Source organism: Arthrobacter sp. Leaf69 (genome assembly GCF_001422645.1).
Lineage (GTDB): Bacteria > Actinomycetota > Actinomycetes > Actinomycetales > Micrococcaceae > Arthrobacter.
The window spans coordinates 96,124-112,662 of the sequence record NZ_LMLR01000013.1; the positions used below are offsets into that span (position 1 = coordinate 96,124).

At 66.5% G+C, this 16,539-nt stretch carries 14 protein-coding genes and 2 pseudogenes; 9 read left to right on the forward strand and 7 right to left on the reverse strand.

What is annotated here, in order from left to right; genetic code table 11:
• Positions 1–202: 202 nt before the first annotated feature.
• The 4 genes from glnA (ASE96_RS13450) (at position 203) to ASE96_RS13465 (ending at position 5,664) form a co-directional block, all read left to right on the forward strand.
• Positions 203–1,543, forward strand: a complete 1,341-nt coding sequence (glnA, locus tag ASE96_RS13450; protein ID WP_056431274.1) for a type I glutamate--ammonia ligase — start codon at positions 203–205, stop codon at positions 1,541–1,543.
• 8 nt (positions 1,544–1,551) lie between these two features.
• Complete coding sequence (locus ASE96_RS13455) at positions 1,552–4,563, forward strand: bifunctional [glutamine synthetase] adenylyltransferase/[glutamine synthetase]-adenylyl-L-tyrosine phosphorylase (protein WP_056431277.1); 3,012 nt, start codon at positions 1,552–1,554, stop codon at positions 4,561–4,563.
• 82 nt (positions 4,564–4,645) lie between these two features.
• Positions 4,646–5,062 (forward strand): VOC family protein, encoded by a 417-nt coding sequence (locus ASE96_RS13460; RefSeq protein WP_056431280.1) that lies wholly within the window; start codon positions 4,646–4,648, stop codon positions 5,060–5,062.
• Positions 5,063–5,148: 86 nt separating this feature from the next.
• Positions 5,149–5,664: a GNAT family N-acetyltransferase gene (locus tag ASE96_RS13465; protein WP_056431283.1), complete on the forward strand. Its 516-nt coding sequence runs from the start codon at positions 5,149–5,151 to the stop codon at positions 5,662–5,664.
• A 119-nt stretch (positions 5,665–5,783) separates the two neighbouring features.
• On the opposite strand, the gene glnA (ASE96_RS13470) is transcribed toward ASE96_RS13465, so the two are convergent.
• Positions 5,784–7,190 (reverse strand): type I glutamate--ammonia ligase, encoded by a 1,407-nt coding sequence (gene glnA, locus ASE96_RS13470; protein ID WP_056431287.1) that lies wholly within the window; start codon positions 7,188–7,190, stop codon positions 5,784–5,786.
• Between the two features lie 297 nt (positions 7,191–7,487).
• Between glnA (ASE96_RS13470) and ASE96_RS13475 the strand changes: the two genes are divergently transcribed.
• Complete coding sequence (locus ASE96_RS13475) at positions 7,488–7,925, forward strand: RDD family protein (RefSeq protein ID WP_056431289.1); 438 nt, start codon at positions 7,488–7,490, stop codon at positions 7,923–7,925.
• 239 nt (positions 7,926–8,164) lie between these two features.
• Here ASE96_RS13475 and ASE96_RS13480 read toward each other — a convergent pair whose 3' ends face one another.
• The 6 genes and pseudogenes from ASE96_RS13480 to lipB all read right to left on the reverse strand — a co-directional run bounded on the left by ASE96_RS13480 (position 8,165) and on the right by lipB (position 11,659).
• Positions 8,165–8,527: a DUF3817 domain-containing protein gene (locus ASE96_RS13480; protein ID WP_056431292.1), complete on the reverse strand. Its 363-nt coding sequence runs from the start codon at positions 8,525–8,527 to the stop codon at positions 8,165–8,167.
• Between the two features lie 115 nt (positions 8,528–8,642).
• Positions 8,643–9,404, reverse strand: a complete 762-nt coding sequence (locus tag ASE96_RS13485) for a DUF4191 domain-containing protein (RefSeq protein ID WP_056431295.1) — start codon at positions 9,402–9,404, stop codon at positions 8,643–8,645.
• 90 nt (positions 9,405–9,494) lie between these two features.
• Positions 9,495–9,917 (reverse strand): annotated as a pseudogene (locus ASE96_RS18875) (lipoyl synthase); the annotation flags it as partial.
• A gap of 16 nt (positions 9,918–9,933) precedes the next feature.
• A pseudogene (locus ASE96_RS18880) lies at positions 9,934–10,516 on the reverse strand (lipoyl synthase); the annotation flags it as partial.
• Positions 10,404–10,967 (reverse strand): lipoyl synthase, encoded by a 564-nt coding sequence (locus tag ASE96_RS18885; protein ID WP_082492735.1) that lies wholly within the window; start codon positions 10,965–10,967, stop codon positions 10,404–10,406. The pseudogene ASE96_RS18880 and the gene ASE96_RS18885, both read right to left, overlap by 113 nt.
• Before the next feature lie 23 nt (positions 10,968–10,990).
• Positions 10,991–11,659, reverse strand: a complete 669-nt coding sequence (lipB, locus tag ASE96_RS13495) for a lipoyl(octanoyl) transferase LipB (RefSeq protein WP_056431298.1) — start codon at positions 11,657–11,659, stop codon at positions 10,991–10,993.
• A 167-nt stretch (positions 11,660–11,826) separates the two neighbouring features.
• Here lipB and ASE96_RS13500 point away from each other — a divergent pair, with 167 nt between their 5' ends.
• The 4 genes from ASE96_RS13500 to ASE96_RS13515 all read left to right on the forward strand — a co-directional run bounded on the left by ASE96_RS13500 (position 11,827) and on the right by ASE96_RS13515 (position 16,536).
• On the forward strand, positions 11,827–13,128 hold the full coding sequence (locus ASE96_RS13500) for an APC family permease (protein WP_056431300.1): 1,302 nt from the start codon (positions 11,827–11,829) through the stop codon (positions 13,126–13,128).
• A 172-nt stretch (positions 13,129–13,300) separates the two neighbouring features.
• Entirely contained in the window at positions 13,301–14,749 is a 1,449-nt protein-coding gene (locus ASE96_RS13505) for an APC family permease (protein ID WP_235500256.1), read from the forward strand.
• Positions 14,746–15,192: a hypothetical protein gene (locus tag ASE96_RS13510; protein ID WP_056431306.1), complete on the forward strand. Its 447-nt coding sequence runs from the start codon at positions 14,746–14,748 to the stop codon at positions 15,190–15,192. Before ASE96_RS13505 ends, ASE96_RS13510 begins: the two co-directional genes overlap by 4 nt.
• Positions 15,193–15,195: 3 nt before the next feature.
• Positions 15,196–16,536 (forward strand): dipeptidase, encoded by a 1,341-nt coding sequence (locus ASE96_RS13515; RefSeq protein ID WP_056431309.1) that lies wholly within the window; start codon positions 15,196–15,198, stop codon positions 16,534–16,536.
• The last annotated feature ends 3 nt before the right edge of the window (positions 16,537–16,539 follow it).

The window sequence follows — 16,539 nt, forward strand, 5'->3', positions numbered from 1 at the left end:
CCGACTCCGTGTCGGGCCTTCGGGCACCGGCTTCCGGCAACTGGACCCCGGAACCGTATGTTAACGCTGTGTTACGTGAGTCGGCTGCTCCAGCAATCACTGGCAATGATTAGTAAAGTGAATCCTGAGCAGCTGCGGGACCATGCCTGGCGGGAGTCAGGTGGGGCCCCGGGCACGGACGTTGAACCGGAAAGAGGCCACTATGGACCGCCAGCAAGAGTTTGTCCTGCGGACAATCGAAGAGCGCGACGTGCGGTTCGTGCGGCTCTGGTTTACCGACGTCGTGGGTTCACTGAAATCCGTGGCGCTCGCCCCGGCCGAGGTCGAAGGGGCCTTCGAGGAAGGCCTGGGCTTTGACGGCTCCTCGATCGAAGGCCTCGCCCGTGTCTTCGAATCGGACATGCTGGCCCAGCCGGATCCCGCCACCTTCCAGATCCTGCCCTGGCGCGGCGAGACGGAGGCGACGTCCCGTATGTTCTGCGACGTCCTGACGCCCGACGGCGAACCCTCCGCCGCGGATCCGCGCAACGTCCTCAAGCGCAACCTGGCCAAGGCCGCTGACATGGGCTTCACCTGCTACACGCACCCCGAGATCGAGTTCTACCTGTTGAAGTCCCAGCACCCGGGACCAGACGGCGCTCCGGTGCCGGTGGACGAAGGAGGCTACTTCGACCACGTCCCGGGCGGCGTCGCCCAGGACTTCCGCCGCACCGCCGTGACCATGCTCGAATCGGTCGGCATTTCGGTCGAGTTCAGCCACCACGAGGCGGGCCCCGGCCAGAACGAAATCGATCTGCGCTACGCGGACGCGCTGCAGACCGCCGACAACATCATGACGTTCCGCACCGTGATCAAAGAGGTCGCGCTGCAGCAGGGCACCTACGCCACTTTTATGCCGAAGCCGTTCACGGCGCATCCGGGCTCGGGCATGCACACGCACTTCTCGCTCTTCGAGGGCGACACGAACGCTTTCTACGAGGCCGGGGCCGAGTTCCAGCTCTCCGAAACGGCGCGGCAGTTCATTGCCGGCATCCTCAAGCACGCCCCCGAGTTCACCGCGGTCACCAACCAGTTCGTGAACTCGTACAAGCGGCTCTGGGGCGGCGGCGAAGCCCCGAGCTACCTCAGCTGGGGCCACAACAACCGCTCCGCCCTGGTCCGCGTCCCGCTGTACAAGCCCGGCAAGGGCCAGTCCGCGCGGATCGAATACCGCGGCATCGACTCAGCGGCCAACCCGTACCTGGCCTACGCCGTGCTGCTCGGGGCCGGGCTCAAGGGCATCGAGGAGGGCTACCAGCTCCCTGCCGCCGCCGAGGACGACATCTGGTCGCTGAGCTCGGCCGAGCGCCGCGCGATGGGCCACGATCCGCTCCCGGCCAGCCTGCACGATGCCATCCGCACCATGGAGGACTCCGAGCTGATGCCGCAGATCCTGGGCGAGCAGGTGTTCGAGCACTTCCTGCGGAACAAGCGGGCCGAATGGCAGGACTACCGCCTGCAGGTCACGCCCTACGAGCTGCAGCGCAACCTCGGCATCCTTTAGGCGCCCCGGTGAGCCTGGCACGACGCCTCATTGCCGCCGGTTTCAGCGACCTGGAAAACGGCGAACGGTGGCTGGCGGCCCCCGAACTGGAGGGCCTGGACCAGGACGTCCTCTTCGCCGGGCTGCAGCTTGCCGCGAACCCGGACACGGCGCTGCAGTCCCTGGTCCGGCTGATCGAGAAGCACCCGGACTTGCGGAAGCTCGCGGCCGCGGAGCCCGAACGCAGCGAACCGCTGTACCGGGTGCTGGGGGCCTCGGAGGCGCTGGGCGAGTTCCTGATCCGCCACCCCAAACACCTCGACGCCTTCGACGTGACGGCCAGCCCGGAACCGCGCGCCGCGGACGCGGCCGTGCTGCGGGCCCGGCTGCTGCAGTCCGTGCGCGCCGATCCGAAATCCGCCCGCCCGGTCGCCGCACTGACGGGGCAGGAAGGTTACGAGGCGCTCCGCACGGAGTACCGCCGCGGCCTCGTGGATCTCGCCGTCAAGGACCTCTGCGCCGCTGACCCGCTGGACTTCATGCCCGCCGCCGGCGCCGAGCTGGCCGACCTCGCCGGTGCCGCGATCGAGGCGGCCCTGGCCGTCTCCCGCGCCGAGGCCGCCGGGCACTTCAGCGCCGCGGAGGTGGCCGACGTCGGGCTGGCCGTCATCGGCATGGGCAAATGCGGTGCCCGGGAACTCAACTACATTTCCGACGTCGACGTCATTTACGTGATCGAGTCCGGCGAGCTGGACGACCCTCGCGCCAACACCATCGGCACGGCCTTGGCCTCCGGCATTTCCCGGGCCATCATGTCCCCGGGCCGCGAACCCGGGTTGTGGGAGGTGGACGCCAACCTGCGGCCGGAGGGCAAGTCCGGGCCCCTGGTCAGGACCCTCGCCTCGCATCAGAGCTACTACGCCCGCTGGGCCGAGAGCTGGGAGTTCCAGGCCCTGCTCAAGGCCCGCACCATCGCCGGGGACGCCGAGCTCGGTGCCAGCTACGAGGCCGCCGTCGCGCCGCTGATCTGGTCCTCCGCCGGCCGGGAAGGTTTCGTGGAGTCCGTCCGCTCCATGCGCCGCCGGGTCACCGAACACATCCCCGCGGACGAGGAGCAACGGCAGATCAAACTGGGCCGCGGGGGACTGCGCGACGTCGAATTCACCGTCCAGCTGCTGCAGCTGGTACACGGCAAGTCCGACGAAACCCTGCGCTGCCGCGACACCACGTCGGCGATCGCCGCGTTGTCCGCGGGCGGATACATCGGCCGCTCCGACGCCGCCGAGTTCGACCGGGACTACCGCTACCTCCGGCTCCTCGAACACCGGATCCAGCTCTTCCAGCTGCGCCGCACCCATCTCATGCCAGTCAAGGAAGCCTCGCTCCGGGCCCTCGCCAAAGCCATGCTGGGGCCCTTCTCCAGCGAACGGCCCAAACCCGACGCCCTGGCCGCGGCCTGGCGCAGCACCAAACGCTCCGTCCGCGAGCTGCACGAGCGCATCTTCTACCGCCCGCTCCTGAACACCGCGGCGGCGCTCAGCAGCGAGGAAGCCAGGCTCACGCCGGAAGCGGCGCAGGGACGCCTGGCCGCGCTGGGCTACCTCGATCCGAGCGGCGCGATGCGGCACATCGAAGCGCTCACCGCGGGCGTCAGCCGCCGCGCCGCGCTCCAGCGCCAGCTCCTGCCGATCCTGCTCGGCTGGCTCGCGGAGGGTGTGGATCCCGACGCCGGCCTGCTGGCCTTCCGCCGGGTCAGCGAAGCGCTCGGCACCACCCACTGGTATCTCGGCATGCTGCGGGACTCGACGGCGGCGGCCGAACGGCTCTGCCATGTGCTGTCCAACTCCCGGCTGATCGCCGATCTGCTGGAGGTCTCACCCGAATCCGTGGCCTGGCTGGGCTCGGACAAGGACCTGGTTCCACTGACCTTTGAGGCGCAGTGGCTCGAGATTGTCTCCAAAATGTCCCGCCACGCGGAGCCGGAAAGCGCCATGCGGCTGATCCGGTTGATCCGCCGCCGCGAGATCCTGCGGATTGCGATCGCGGACAGTGCCGGGCTGCTGGACCAGGACCAGGTGGGCGCGGCGCTGGCCGACACCGACCGTGCCGCCGTGCTGGGCGCCCTGCGCGTGGCGGAAACCGTCGTCACAGCCGGGGAGCCGCTCAAGACCCATGTGCTGGTGGTAGCCATGGGACGCCAGGGCGGCCGGGAGATCGGCTACGGTTCGGATGCCGACGTGATCTATGTGCACCGCGGCCTGCCCGGCGTCCAGGAGGACGAGGCCCAGCAGCAGGCCCTGCAGATTGTGGGCCGGCTCTCCAGCCTGCTGACGCAGCCGCTCAAGCCCGCCATCCTCGCCGAGCGCGTCCTGATGGTCGACGCCGACCTGAGGCCCGAGGGCAAGAGCGGGCCGATGGTGCGGTCACTCGAATCCTATGCCGAGTATTACCGCCGGTGGTCGCTCGTCTGGGAGGCCCAGGCGCTGCTGCGCGCCCGCCCGATGGCGGGAGACGATGAGCTCGCGGCCGATTTCGTCGCGCTCATCGACCCGCTCCGCTACCCGGAGTCGCTCTCCGAGCAGGACGCGCGTGAGGTCCGGCGCGTCAAGGCCCGGGTGGAGGCGGAACGGCTGCCCCGCGGCGCGGACCCCGCCCGGCACCTGAAACTGGGCCGCGGCGGCCTGAGCGACGTCGAATGGCTGGCCCAGCTGCTCCAGCTGCAGCACGCCGGTGAGTACCCGGAACTGCGGACCACGTCCACCGTGGAGGCGCTCGAGGGCGCTGCCGCCGTCGGGCTCCTCGAACCGGACGACGTCGAGATCCTGCTCCGGGCCTGGCGCCTCGCGAGCCGGATCCGGTCGGCCAACGTGATCTGGACCGGCCGGGCCTCGGATGTGCTGCCGTCCTCCCGCCGGGACCTGGAAGCGGTGGCCCGCTGGTGCGGCTACGGGCAGGGCAACGCCGCAGCGCTCGAGGAGGATTACCTGCGGTTGAGCCGGCGCGCCCGGAGCGTGTTCGAACGGGTCTTCTACGGCCAGTAGGTGTTTTGTGGCGGGCCCGGGCAACCGGCCGGGGGAGCGTCCGGGGGCTGACACTCCGCGGGCGCGGTGCTACCTTAGCCGCATGCCCAGACAACTGTTTGTGAACCTTCCCGTCCAGGACCTCGACAAGACGGTGGAGTTCTTCACCGCGTTGGGGTTCTCGTTCAATCCTGACTTCACTGATGAGAACGCCACGTGCATGATCGTCAACGACGACGCATTTGTCATGCTGCTCGTTGAGGCCTACTTCAAGACGTTCACGTCGAAGGCCGTCGCGGAAGCAAAGGGTGCCGCCGAAGTCATCATGTCCTTCTCCCTGGACAGCCGCGAGGCCGTCGACGAGGTCATCCGGAAGGCGCTCACGGCCGGCGGGGCGCCGTCCGAGGAAGCACAGGACTACGGTTTTATGTACACCCACAGTTTCCAGGACCCCGACGGGCACCTCTGGGAAGTGTTCTGGATGGACCCCGCAGGGCCGCCGAAGGACGCGGCGCTCTGACTGGGTCCATGTAGCGTGCGGTCCATGCAGCGCTTGATCCATGTAGCGTGCGGCGGGTCCCGCCCGGCTTGGGTACGCTTTCTGTCATGCCTGAAAACGTGTGGCTGATGCCGCTGAAGAATCTCGACGACGACGCCCGCGCCATCAAACTGGGGGAGATCGCCGAACTCGGGGTCACCGACGAGCAGCGCAGGTTCGTCGGCGAGCCGCTGCGGATGATGCTCATCGGGCTGGAGGAGGAGTCCCGCCACCCCATGGCGATTGACGCCAACGGCGCCGCGGTGGGCGTGCTGACGCTGCAGTCCGGAGCCGCGACGCTGGCGGGCTGGGCGGATGATGAGTCAGTCTGGCTGCTGCGCGGCTTCCTGATCGACCACCGGCAGCAGGGCAAGGGCCTCGGCGCCCCGGCCGTGGACGCCGCGGTGCGGGCCGCGGCGAAACTCACGGCCGCCCTCGGTGGCGACCAGACCGGCGTCGTGCTCTCGGTCAACGAAGAGAATCCCGCCGGGCAGTCCGCCTACCGCAAGGCCGGCTTCGAGGACCGCGGCCGGTACCTCGGCGGCGACGCCGGACCGCAGCGGACAATGTACCGGCCGTTCTGACCTCGCTCGCAACTCCCGGGTCCACCGCTGAGTCAGTCGCTGGGCCGGTCACGTCCCGAGCGGCGGCTGAACGACCGGCGGCCCCCACCGTGAAGGTAGCTTCATCGCCCTCGAAGAAGTCATCGCCGTCCACCTGGACCAGCTCTTCGCCGGGATGGAGGTGCTTTCTCGTACTTGTACTCGATCCAGGTGTCGATCAGGTCCTGGGTGAAGACGCCGCCGGCCTGGAGGAACTCATTGTCCTCGGCCAGGGCATCCAGGGCCTCTTCGAGCGTGCCGGGAGCCTTGGGGATGTCCTTGGCTTCCTCGGCGGGGAGCTCGTAGAGGTCCTTGTCGATCGGTGCCGGCGGTTCGATGCGGTTGCGGATGCCGTCGATGCCGGCCATCAGCTGGGCTGCGAAGGCCAGGTACGGGTTGGAGGAGGGGTCCGGCGCGCGGAACTCGATGCGCTTGGCCTTCGGGTTCGAGCCCGTGATCGGGATACGGATACCCGCGGAGCGGTTGCCCTGCGAGTAGACCATGTTGACCGGAGCTTCGAAGCCCTTGACCAGGCGGCGGTAGGAGTTCACCGTCGGGTTGGTGAAGGCCAGCACGGCCGAGGAGTGCTTCAGCAGGCCGCCGATGTACCAGCGGGCCATGTCGGACAGGCCGGCGTAGCCCTTTTCGTCGTAGAACAGCGGCTCGCCACCGTTCCACAGCGACTGGTGGCAGTGCATGCCCGAGCCGTTGTCACCGAAGACCGGCTTCGGCATGAAGGTGACCGACTTGCCCCAGGCATCGGCCGTGTTCTTGATGACGTACTTGAACTTCTGCAGGTCATCAGCCGCGTGGGTCAGCGTGGTGAACTTGTAGTTGATTTCGGCCTGGCCGGCGGAACCGACCTCGTGGTGGCTGCGCTCAACCTCAAGGCCGGCCTCGTCCAGGGCGACGCACATGGCGTCGCGGAGGTCCGCCTGCTTGTCAGTGGGGGAGACCGGGAAGTAGCCGCCCTTGACCGGGGTCTTGTAGCCGAGGTTTCCGCCCTCTTCTTCGCGGCCGGTGTTCCAGTGTGCTTCCTCGGAATCGATCTTGTAGAAGCTGCCCTGCGGGGAGGACTGGTACTGGACGTTGTCGAAGACGAAGAACTCGGCCTCGGGTGCAAAGAATGCGGTGTCGGCAATACCGGTGGAAGCCAGGTAGGCCTCGGCCTTCTCGGCCACGCCGCGGGGATCGCGGTGGTACGGGTCACCGGTGCGCGGGTTCACGATCGAGAAGTTCAGCGCGAGGGTCTTCTCCATGCGGAACGTGTCGAGGAACGCCGTCGTAACGTCCGGGATGAGCTGCATGTCCGACTCGGCGATGCCCTGGAAGCCGCGGATCGAAGATCCGTCGAAGAGCTGGCCGTTGACGAAGAAGTCCGCGTCAACGCTCTTGGCGGGCACGTTGAAGTGCTGCTGAACGCCAGGGAGATCGGTGAAGCGAATATCGACGAACTTTACGTCTTCGTCTTTGATGAACTTGAGGACTTCGTCCGCAGTCTTGAACATCTATGCTCCTTATGCATGTGAAAGATCTGGCCGTCAGGCCGTGTGGTCCAGCGCAGTCCGACAGCGGGGTAAACACAAAGGTCTGCCCCGCTCCTATGCCGCCAGCAACTGTTACCACCCTAAGGACACGGGATTTCCCCACGGTGTCCGCTTTGTTTCCGGCAGGTTACAGAATGCCCTGACATGTAAACGGTAGTCGCTGTCCACAACGTGGCCTATCCGTGACCAGAGTGTGGCCCCAGGATGTCCACACTCTGAACAGAGCGGAGCGGCCTTCGTTGCCGATAGTCTTGGAGGGTGGTTGATCGTAAAGACATAGGCTCATGGCTCAGCGGGCCGGACACGTCCGGCATCTCGAAGTACCCGGGGGAGCGGCTGGGCCTGCCCGAGTCCGGCCCGGGGTCCATCGCCCGCGCCGGCCGGCGCATCGTTGCCATCTGCATTGACTGGGGAATCGCGCTGCTGATCAGCAACTACGCGTTCGCCGGGAATCCCTGGGCAACCCTGGCCGTGTTCGCGGTGGAACAGGCCCTGCTGGTCGGAACTCTGGGCTATAGCATCGGCCACCGCATTGTGGGGATCCACGTCCTCCGGCTCGGCGGCGGCCCCGCCGGACCGGTTCCGGCCCTGGTCCGCAGCCTGCTGCTGTGCCTCGTGATCCCCGCCGTCATCTTTGACCCGGACCACCGCGGATTGCACGACAAGGCCATGAACACGGTCCTGGTCCGGATGTAGCTCCTCCCGGTGCCGGGGCGGGCTTAGAGGTCGACGGCCCCGACGGCTCCCGGGCCTCAAGGGGGCACCGGAGGCAGCCGTTCGCCAGGAGGGGCCGCTTAACCTCTCCGGATAGCGGCCATATGCGTCAGATGGGTGCCGTGGGGGTGCCAAGGCGCGGGCAAGGGGGCTGCTGCGCGGTGGCGACGGCCCCGTGGCATGGCATTACTAACCGGAAGGCCCACGCCGGACCGTGGCGGCTAGACGCCGGCGGTTTCCTGCGCCGGCGTTGCCGCATCCTGTCCGGCGTTGACCGTCAGGTAGCCGCGGCGGCCAGCCCAGCGCTCAAACCAGACGGTGGCGAACGGGAACACCGCGGAGAGCCCGGCGAAGAACGCCACACGGAACGGCCAGCGCTGCATGCCCCACAGGCTCAGCGCCGCGATCCCGTAGCCGATAAAGAGCGCCCCGTGGATCGGACCCGCGATCTCGACTCCGAGTTCCGTCGTCCGGGTGACCCATTTGAGAAACATGCCCACCAGCAGCGCGGCCCAGCTGAAAGCCTCGGCAATGGCCAGGATCCGGAAGATGCGGATGACGGCAGCGGTGGATGGCAGTTTCATGGCGGAGTCTCCGGCTCTGTCCCGGCGGGACGTGGAAGTGTCGTGGGCAATGGAAACGCCCCGGCTGCCAGCCTGTAAGGCGGTACCGGGGCGTCCCTGTTCTCTGGCGTGTGGCCTAGCGTCCGCGGGCTGCTTTGCGGTCCGGGCGGGCCTTGTAAGGATCAATGCCCTTGGGGATCGGCAGCCGGCTTCCAAGCGAGGAGATGCGCTTGGAGACGGTGCTGACTTCGAGCTTGGTCAGTTCGTTCTTCATCTTGGTCATCTTCTTGGCGACCTGGCTGATCGGAACCTGGCCCTCGCCGCGGCCGCTCTCAATCACGTGGATGGTGACGTTCGGCAGGATACGGGCGAGGCGCTTGCGTTCGGCGTCGAGGAGCGGTTTGACGCGGGAGCTGGGGCCTTCGCTGACGAGGACGACGCCGGGGCGGCCGATGGCGCGGAAGACGGCGTCCTGCGTGCGGGGGTTCACGGCGACGGGCTGCTCTTCGACGATCCAGCCGCGCTTGAGTGTGCCCAGCGCAGCGCCGGAGGCGCCCGGCTGGTTTTCAATGCGGGCGAAAGCCGCGCGCTCCGCACGGCGGGACAGGATCAGGGTCGCCGCGAGGACGCCCAGCGGGATGCCGATGATCAGGCCGGTGATCCAGTTGTCCAGCAGGAATCCGATGACGAAGCTGACCGCGACGACGCCGAGGAACGCCAGCAGCATGAGCCACGGCACCATCGGATCGTGCTGGCGGGTCATCTGGAAGACCTCGCCGATCTGCTTCAGGCGGCTCGGCTTCTTGACCTTGGCCGCCTTGGGCTTGCGGGAAAAGAGGCCTCGCTTTGGAGCATCAGAAGCCGGAGTGGAGTTACTGGAATCAGGGGAAGTCGCCATAGTGCCTTAATTCTACGTGATGGACAGCGAAGGGCCGGACGCCGGATTGCTCCGGTGCCGGCCCTTTTGCGGTAATCGTTGCGGCTGTGGTCAGGAGTGCGCCGCGAGCAGTGAGCTGGCTTCCTGGCGGGTGCTGCCGGAGCTTTCGATGTGGGCGAGCTGGGCCGGGATTTCCCAGCCCTTCTTGCGCATCGCGGTGGCCCAGAGCCGTCCGGCCCGGTAGGAGGACCGCACCAGCGGCCCGCTCATGACGCCGAGGAAACCGATCTCGTCGGCTTCCTCCTGGAGGTCCACGAACTCCTGCGGTTTGACCCAGCGGTCAACCGGCAGGTGCCGTTCGGACGGGCGAAGGTACTGGGTGATGGTGATCAGGTCGCAGCCTGCCTCGTGCAGGTCGCGAAGGGCCTCGGAGATTTCCTCGCGGGTCTCGCCCATGCCCAGGATGAGGTTGGACTTTGTGACCATGCCGAGCTTGCGGCCCTGCGTGATGACATCCAGCGACCGCTCGTAGCGCCGCCTCGTGCAGGTCCCGGAGAGCTTCGGAGATTTCGATCAGGTCGCAGCCGCCTCGTGCAGGTCCCGGAGAGCTTCGGAGATTTCCTCGCGGGTCTCGCCCATGCCCAGGATGAGGTTGGACTTTGTGACCATGCCGAGCTTGCGGCCCTGCGTGATGACATCCAGCGACCGCTCGTAGCGGAAGGCCGGACGGATGCGCTTGAAGATCCGGGGAACGGTCTCGACGTTGTGGGCGAACACCTCGGGCTTGGAGTCGCAGATCGCCTCGATGTGCTCCGGTTTGCCGGAGAAGTCAGGGATCAGGAGTTCGACGCCGGTGCCCGGGTTGAGTTCGTGGATCTTGCGGACCGTTTCGGCGTAGAGCCAGACGCCCTCGTCCGCGAGGTCGTCGCGGGCCACACCGTGACAGTGGCGTAGCGSAGCTGCATCGCCTGGACCGACCGGGCCACCTTGGTGGGTTCGAAAACGTCCACGGGGGAGGGCTTACCGGTGTCGATCTGGCAGAAGTCGCAGCGGCGGGTGCATTCGGAGCCGCCAATCAGGAAGGTGGCTTCCTTGTCTTCCCAGCACTCGAAGATATTGGGGCAACCGGCCTCTTAAGTCAGGGATCAGGAGTTCGACGCCGGTGCCCGGGTTGAGTTCGTGGATCTTGCGGACCGTTTCGGCGTAGAGCCAGACGCCCTCGTCCGCGAGGTCGTCGCGGGCCACACCGGTGACAGTGGCGTAGCGCAGCTGCATCGCCTGGACCGACCGGGCCACCTTGGTGGGTTCGAAAACGTCCACGGGGGAGGGTTTGCCGGTGTCGATCTGGCAGAAGTCGCAGCGGCGGGTGCATTCGGAACCGCCGATCAGGAAGGTGGCTTCCTTGTCTTCCCAGCATTCGAAGATGTTGGGGCAACCGGCCTCTTCACACACAGTGTGGAGGCCTTCCTTCTTGACGAGGTTCTTGAGTTGCACGAACTCGGGACCCATCTGGACCTTGGCCTTGATCCAATCCGGCTTGCGTTCCACCGGGGTGGCCGCATTGCGCTGCTCGATGCGCAGCATTTTCCGGCCTTCTGGTGCCAGGGTCACAGTAGAGCTCCTTCATGGGTTGCAACTAGCGCTTCTTCATTGTTGCGCAGTTCTTCGACGATCCGCGAAACGAGGTCGGCGGGGGTGACGTCCCGGCCCGTCTCGTGGGAGATGGTGGTGACACCGGCATCGGTAATGCCGCACGCGATGATCTGGGCGTATGGGGCCAGATCGTTGTTGCAGTTGATCGCAAAGCCGTGCATCGTGACGCCCTCGTGGACGCGGATGCCGATCGCAGCGATCTTTCGCGCGGGCCCCTTCTCGTCCTGGTCGATCCAGACGCCGGCGCGTCCTTTGATTCGGACGGCTGCGATGCCGTAGTCCGCCAGGACCGCGATGATCACGGCCTCGAGCCGCTCCACGTAGTCGCGGATCCCGGCAGGGTTCCTGAGCTTGATGATGGGGTAGCCCACCAGCTGTCCGGGACCATGCCAGGTGAGCTTCCCGCCGCGGTCCACCGGCACCACGGGGGTGCCGTCGAAGGGACGTTCGTGGTCCTCGGTGCGTTTGCCGGCCGTGTAGACGGCCGCGTGTTCGAGCAGCAGAACCGTGCTGGGGGCGACGCCGGCGACGACCTTCTCGTGTAGTTCGCGCTGGATGTCCCAGCCACGGGTGTATTCGACGAATTCCGGGGCGAGACCCAGCCGGGAGAACTCAAGAGTCATGCCATCCAGCTTAGACCCCGTCCCGCATCCGTCCCGATTGTGTGCTTAAGCTCTCACTGCCGACCCCTCATGGATGCCCGTCGTCGAAGGCTATCCCCGGCCGGGACGTGGTGGTACTCTCCCTGCGAGGCCGGTGCCTGCCAGCGCCCGGCCACAGGGAGGGACACATGTCGAGCACCGTTCCGAAGAAGCAGATGACCGTGGTTCAAGCGGCGTTCATCGGGGTGGGGTCCATGGTGGGCGCGGGGATCTTCGCCCTGCTGGGAGCGGCGGGCGCCGTCGCGGGCTCCGCGGTGTGGGTGTCGTTTCTGGTGGCAGGTGCCATCGCCGGTCTGCAGGGCTACTCGTTCGCGAAGCTTGGCGCCGCGTATCCCTCAGGCGGGGGCATGCTCGCCTACCTGGCCCGCGGATTCGGTGAGGGGCACGTCACCGGCATCGTGTCATGGCTGTTCTACGTGACCGGCGCGATCGTCGGTGCAATGGTGGCATCGTCCTTCGGTGGTTACGCAAGCGCGGTACTGACGAACCGTGATCCAGGCTGGGCCAAGGTGTTCGCGGTCGCCCTCATCCTGGTCATGACCGTCCTGAACGCGGTCGGCTCCAAAGCAGTGGCAAGGGTCCAGTCCGTGATCGTGAGGATTGTGCTGGCCATCCTGTCAGTGTTCGCGATCGTGACAATCGCCAACTGGGACCCCACGCTCCTTGACCCATCCGGCTACCCCGGCGTACGGGAGATCATCGCGAGTGTGGCACTGACATTCTTCGCCTTCCTCGGGTTCGGCGTCATAACGTTCACCGCGAAAGACCTGCCGGACCCGTCCCGGCAACTGCCGCGCGCCATGTATCTGGCGTTGGCGGTCGCCACCACGGTATACGTCGCGGTATCCCTCGGCGTGTTCGGTACCCTGACCGCCGGCCAGGTGGTCGAATACGGCGCCACAGCGCTTGCCGAGGCCGCCAAGCCCACCCTTGGCCAGGCCGGCTATGTGCTGATGGTGATCACCGCCTTGCTCTCCACCTCCGGGGCCGTGAACGCCAGCCTCTACCCTTCGGTGGGTATGACCCGGCACCTGGCCTCCGTGGGGCAGTTTCCGCCGGTGTTCGGCAGGTCCGTAGGGCGACGGCGGGTGCCCGTCGGACTGCTGGTGATGGCCGGCCTGGCTGCGGTCATGGTGGTGGCGTTCAACCTGAACAGCATCGCATCGCTCGGAAGCGCCGTAGCACTGCTGGTCTTCTCCGCTGTCACCCTGGCCCACTTCAAGGTGTACAGGCAGACCGGCGCTAAGCTCATTGTGCTCATCGCAACCCTGTTCGCGACCCTGGGGACGTTTGTTGTGTTTTGCACCACCACGCTCGTCAACGAACCCGCCACTGCCACCGCGCTGTTGGTCATCCTTGCACTTGCTGTGGTTGTCGACCTGCTCTGGAAGCGCTCGCGGACGGCTGGGAGTAGCACCGCAGAAGCATGAAGTAAAGAGGAAATAGGGACTATTCCACGTGAATTCCCAGGTCCATGCTGTAGTCATCCCGCACACTATGTGATCGAGGGCAGTGGAATGTACAAATTTTCAACTCCTCGCCCCGGACGGTGTCGCACCGTCCGGCCCACAGCGCAAAGCCTGCCGTTGGGATGGGGCTGCAGTGAGCAGCGCTGATCAGACTATGGCCCGTCCGAAGGTGCCCACCGCCGTATGGATCTCCTGGGTTGCCTTGGCGCTGATGACCACCAGTTCGGTGGCCAGCCTGCGGGCCGCCCCGACCATGGCCGTCTACGGACTCGCTTCAGTCTTCCTGTATGTGGTTCCCGCGATCGTCTTCCTGCTGCCCACCTCCCTCGTGTCCGCCGAGCTGGCGTCCGGCTGGAAGGGCGGAATCTACAAGTGGGTCGCGACGGGCATTTCCAAACCCATGGGATTCCTGGCGGTTTGGTGCCAGTTCGCGATGACCATTTTCTACTATCCGACACTGCTCGGCTTCGTCGCGAGCACGCTGGCCTATGTGTTCAACCCGGAGCTGGCCAGCAACGGCGTGTGGACCGCGTTGGTGATTGTGGTGTTCTACTGGGCCGGCGTGTATGTCTCATCCCGGGGCACAAAGGGTGTGGCCGGCCTGGCCAGCGGTGGTTTGATCATCGGGACCCTGATCCCGGGCGCGCTGCTCGTTTTCCTGGGCGTTATGTTCCTCGGCCAAGGCAACGAGTCGGCCGCCCCGATGACCGCGGCCAACTTCCTGCCCGAGTGGGCCGGGCTGGCCAGCCTGGTGCTGATCGTGAACAACTTCCTGTCTTACAGCGGCATGGAAATGAACGCGGTGCACGTGTCCTCGCTGAAGGACCCGGCCAAGGAGTACCCGAAGTCGATGTTCCTGGCCATGGGACTCGTACTCCTGATCTTCATCCTTCCGGCGCTGGCGATCAGCTGGATCGTCCCGGCCGAGGAGCTCTCCCTCACCGCGGGCGTCATGCAGGCCTTCGACGCCGTGCTGGCGTCCTTCAGCCTGCAAGGCCTCACGCCGATCCTTGGAATCATGCTGGTCGCCGCCTCCCTCGGCGGCATGCTGACCTGGCTGGCCGGACCTTCCAAGGGCCTGCTGCTGATCTCGCGTGAGGAAGGCTACCTTCCGCCGTTCCTGCAAAAGTTGAACAAGAACGGCATTCAGCAGAACCTCCTGGTGGTCCAAGGGCTCGTCACCACCGTGATCGCGCTCGGCTACGCGCTGATCCCGGATGTCTCCAGCGCGTACTGGATTTTCTCGGTCATCACCACGCAGGTCTACCTGATCATGTACCTGCTGATGTTCGTGGCAGCCGTCCGGCTCCGCCGCAACGATCCGGACCACCCGCGTGGCTACCGCGCGCCGATGCTGATCGGCCTGTGCGGCGTCGGGTTCGCCGCCTCGCTGGCCGCCCTTCTCGTCGGGTTCGTTCCGCCGTCGCAGTTCGGCAACGGCGATCCGATTGTCTATTTCCTGATCGTCGCCGGCGGCGCCCTGGGGCTCGGCCTGCTGGTGCCGTTCCTCTTCTACAAGTTCCGCAAGCCCTCATGGAAGCTGCCTGACCAGGAGGCACAGACGGAGGTGGCCGGATCATGAGCACACACATGGAGTCCTCCACCAAAAAGGGACGCTCGGTGGTGTACGTCGTGTCCATCATCTTGCTCGTGGTCCTCGCCGTGATCGCCCTGATGACGTTCCGGTCCGCGCGGGAGACCCAGCAGTCACTGGAGAAAGCCGACCAACTGATCGCGTCGATCAACGAGGCCGGGGGGACGGCGCCCTCGCGCGAGCAGATCGCCCGGGTGCTCGGCGACGACGGCGGTGCGGTCTGTGCGAACCCGAACGACGCGCTGAGCCGGGCCATCCTCTTCAGCCAGCTGGCGAACGGCGCCGCCGGGCCAGGAACCCGACCGGTGATCGCGGACATCCGGTTCGTCCAGGGCCAGCTCCGTATCATCCAGATCTATTGCCCGGAGGAGCTGGAGGACTTCCAGAACTTCGTCGACGACCTCCAAACCTACCGTTCGGGCGGTGCGTGAGCCATGGACCTGCGCTCCCGCGTCACCGACCTGATGCGTCCGGCGCGGGAGGAACTCGCCGAGTTCGTGGCCATCCGCTCGGTGGCGGATGCCCGGCAGTTCCCCCCGGAGGAGTGCGCCAAGGCGGCACAGTGGGTACTCAGCAAGTTTGCCGGGCTCGGATTTTCGGATATCCGCCTTGAGCGGACACCGGACGGCTCCGACGCGGTGGTCGGCTCAAGGCCGGGACCCGATCCGGATGCGCCGACAGTGCTCCTTTATGCGCACTACGATGTTCAACCACCCCTCGATGATTCGGCGTGGCGCACGCCGGCCTTCGAACTCACCGAGGTGGACGGCCGCTGGTACGGACGGGGCGCCGCCGATTGCAAAGGCAACATCCTCGCCCATCTGCTCGCACTCAGGGCACTGGGCAACGACGTGCCGGTGAATTTGAAACTGGTGGTCGAGGGGTCGGAGGAACAGGGCACCGGCGGACTCGAGGCCTATGTAGCGGGCCACCCGGACCTGCTCCGTGCCGACACGATCCTGGTGTGCGACACCGGGAACGCCGCCGTAGGGCAGCCCGCGGCGACCGTGACCCTGCGCGGCATGGTCAATGTGGTGGTGACCGTGGAAGCGATGGCGTCCGAGCTCCACTCCGGCATGTTCGGCGGCGCCGCCCCCGATGCGCTCGCCGCGCTCATCTCCATGCTGGCCTCACTGCGCGACCAGCGAGGCAACACGACGATCACGGGCCTGGACAACACCCAGGCCTGGGCCGGCGCGCCCTACCCGCCCGAGCAGTTCCGTACCGACGCCGGGCTGCTGGAGGGTGTCACGCTGCTGGGGGACGGCACGGTGTCCGACATGCTCTGGGCGCGGCCCGCCGTTACCGTGCTCGGCATTGACTGCCCGCCGGTGACCGGCTCCTCGGCGTCCATTGTGCCGCGGACCTCCGCGCGCCTCAATCTGCGGGTCCCGCCCGGCATGTCCGCCGCCGACGCCCACACAGCGTTGGCTGAGCAGCTCAAGGCCGCCGCGCCCTGGGGCGTCCACGTCGCAGTGGACCTGGAAGCCATCGGTTCCCCCTTCGAGGCGGCCGTCGGCGGGCCGGCGTTCGAAGCCATGAGTGCAGCGATGCTGGAGGCCTACGGCCGGCCGATGACCACCTTGGGTCAAGGAGGGTCGATCCCGCTTTGCAATGTGTTTGCCGAAACCTATCCAGACGCGGAGATCATCCTGCTGGGGGTCGAGGAACCGCTTGCACTCATCCACGCACCGAATGAGAGTGTTGATCCGAACGAGATGCAGGCCATGGCCCTTTCCCTAGCCCTGTTCCTCCAGCGGTACGCGACCGCCTGACCT

What these genes read in the sequence shown, in the direction of transcription:
- glnA (WP_056431274.1), top strand. Translation starts at nt 203, where the DNA reads ATGGACCGCCAGCAAGAGTTTGTCCTGCGGACAATCGAAGAGCGCGAC.
- ASE96_RS13460 (WP_056431280.1), top strand. Translation starts at nt 4,646, where the DNA reads ATGCCCAGACAACTGTTTGTGAACCTTCCCGTCCAGGACCTCGACAAG.
- ASE96_RS13465 (WP_056431283.1), top strand. Translation starts at nt 5,149, where the DNA reads ATGCCTGAAAACGTGTGGCTGATGCCGCTGAAGAATCTCGACGACGAC.
- glnA (WP_056431287.1), bottom strand. Translation starts at nt 7,190, where the DNA reads ATGTTCAAGACTGCGGACGAAGTCCTCAAGTTCATCAAAGACGAAGAC.
- ASE96_RS13480 (WP_056431292.1), bottom strand. Translation starts at nt 8,527, where the DNA reads ATGAAACTGCCATCCACCGCTGCCGTCATCCGCATCTTCCGGATCCTG.
- ASE96_RS13485 (WP_056431295.1), bottom strand. Translation starts at nt 9,404, where the DNA reads ATGGCGACTTCCCCTGATTCCAGTAACTCCACTCCGGCTTCTGATGCT.
- ASE96_RS18885 (WP_082492735.1), bottom strand. Translation starts at nt 10,967, where the DNA reads ATGCTGCGCATCGAGCAGCGCAATGCGGCCACCCCGGTGGAACGCAAG.
- lipB (WP_056431298.1), bottom strand. Translation starts at nt 11,659, where the DNA reads ATGACTCTTGAGTTCTCCCGGCTGGGTCTCGCCCCGGAATTCGTCGAA.
- ASE96_RS13500 (WP_056431300.1), top strand. Translation starts at nt 11,827, where the DNA reads ATGTCGAGCACCGTTCCGAAGAAGCAGATGACCGTGGTTCAAGCGGCG.
- ASE96_RS13510 (WP_056431306.1), top strand. Translation starts at nt 14,746, where the DNA reads ATGAGCACACACATGGAGTCCTCCACCAAAAAGGGACGCTCGGTGGTG.
- ASE96_RS13515 (WP_056431309.1), top strand. Translation starts at nt 15,196, where the DNA reads ATGGACCTGCGCTCCCGCGTCACCGACCTGATGCGTCCGGCGCGGGAG.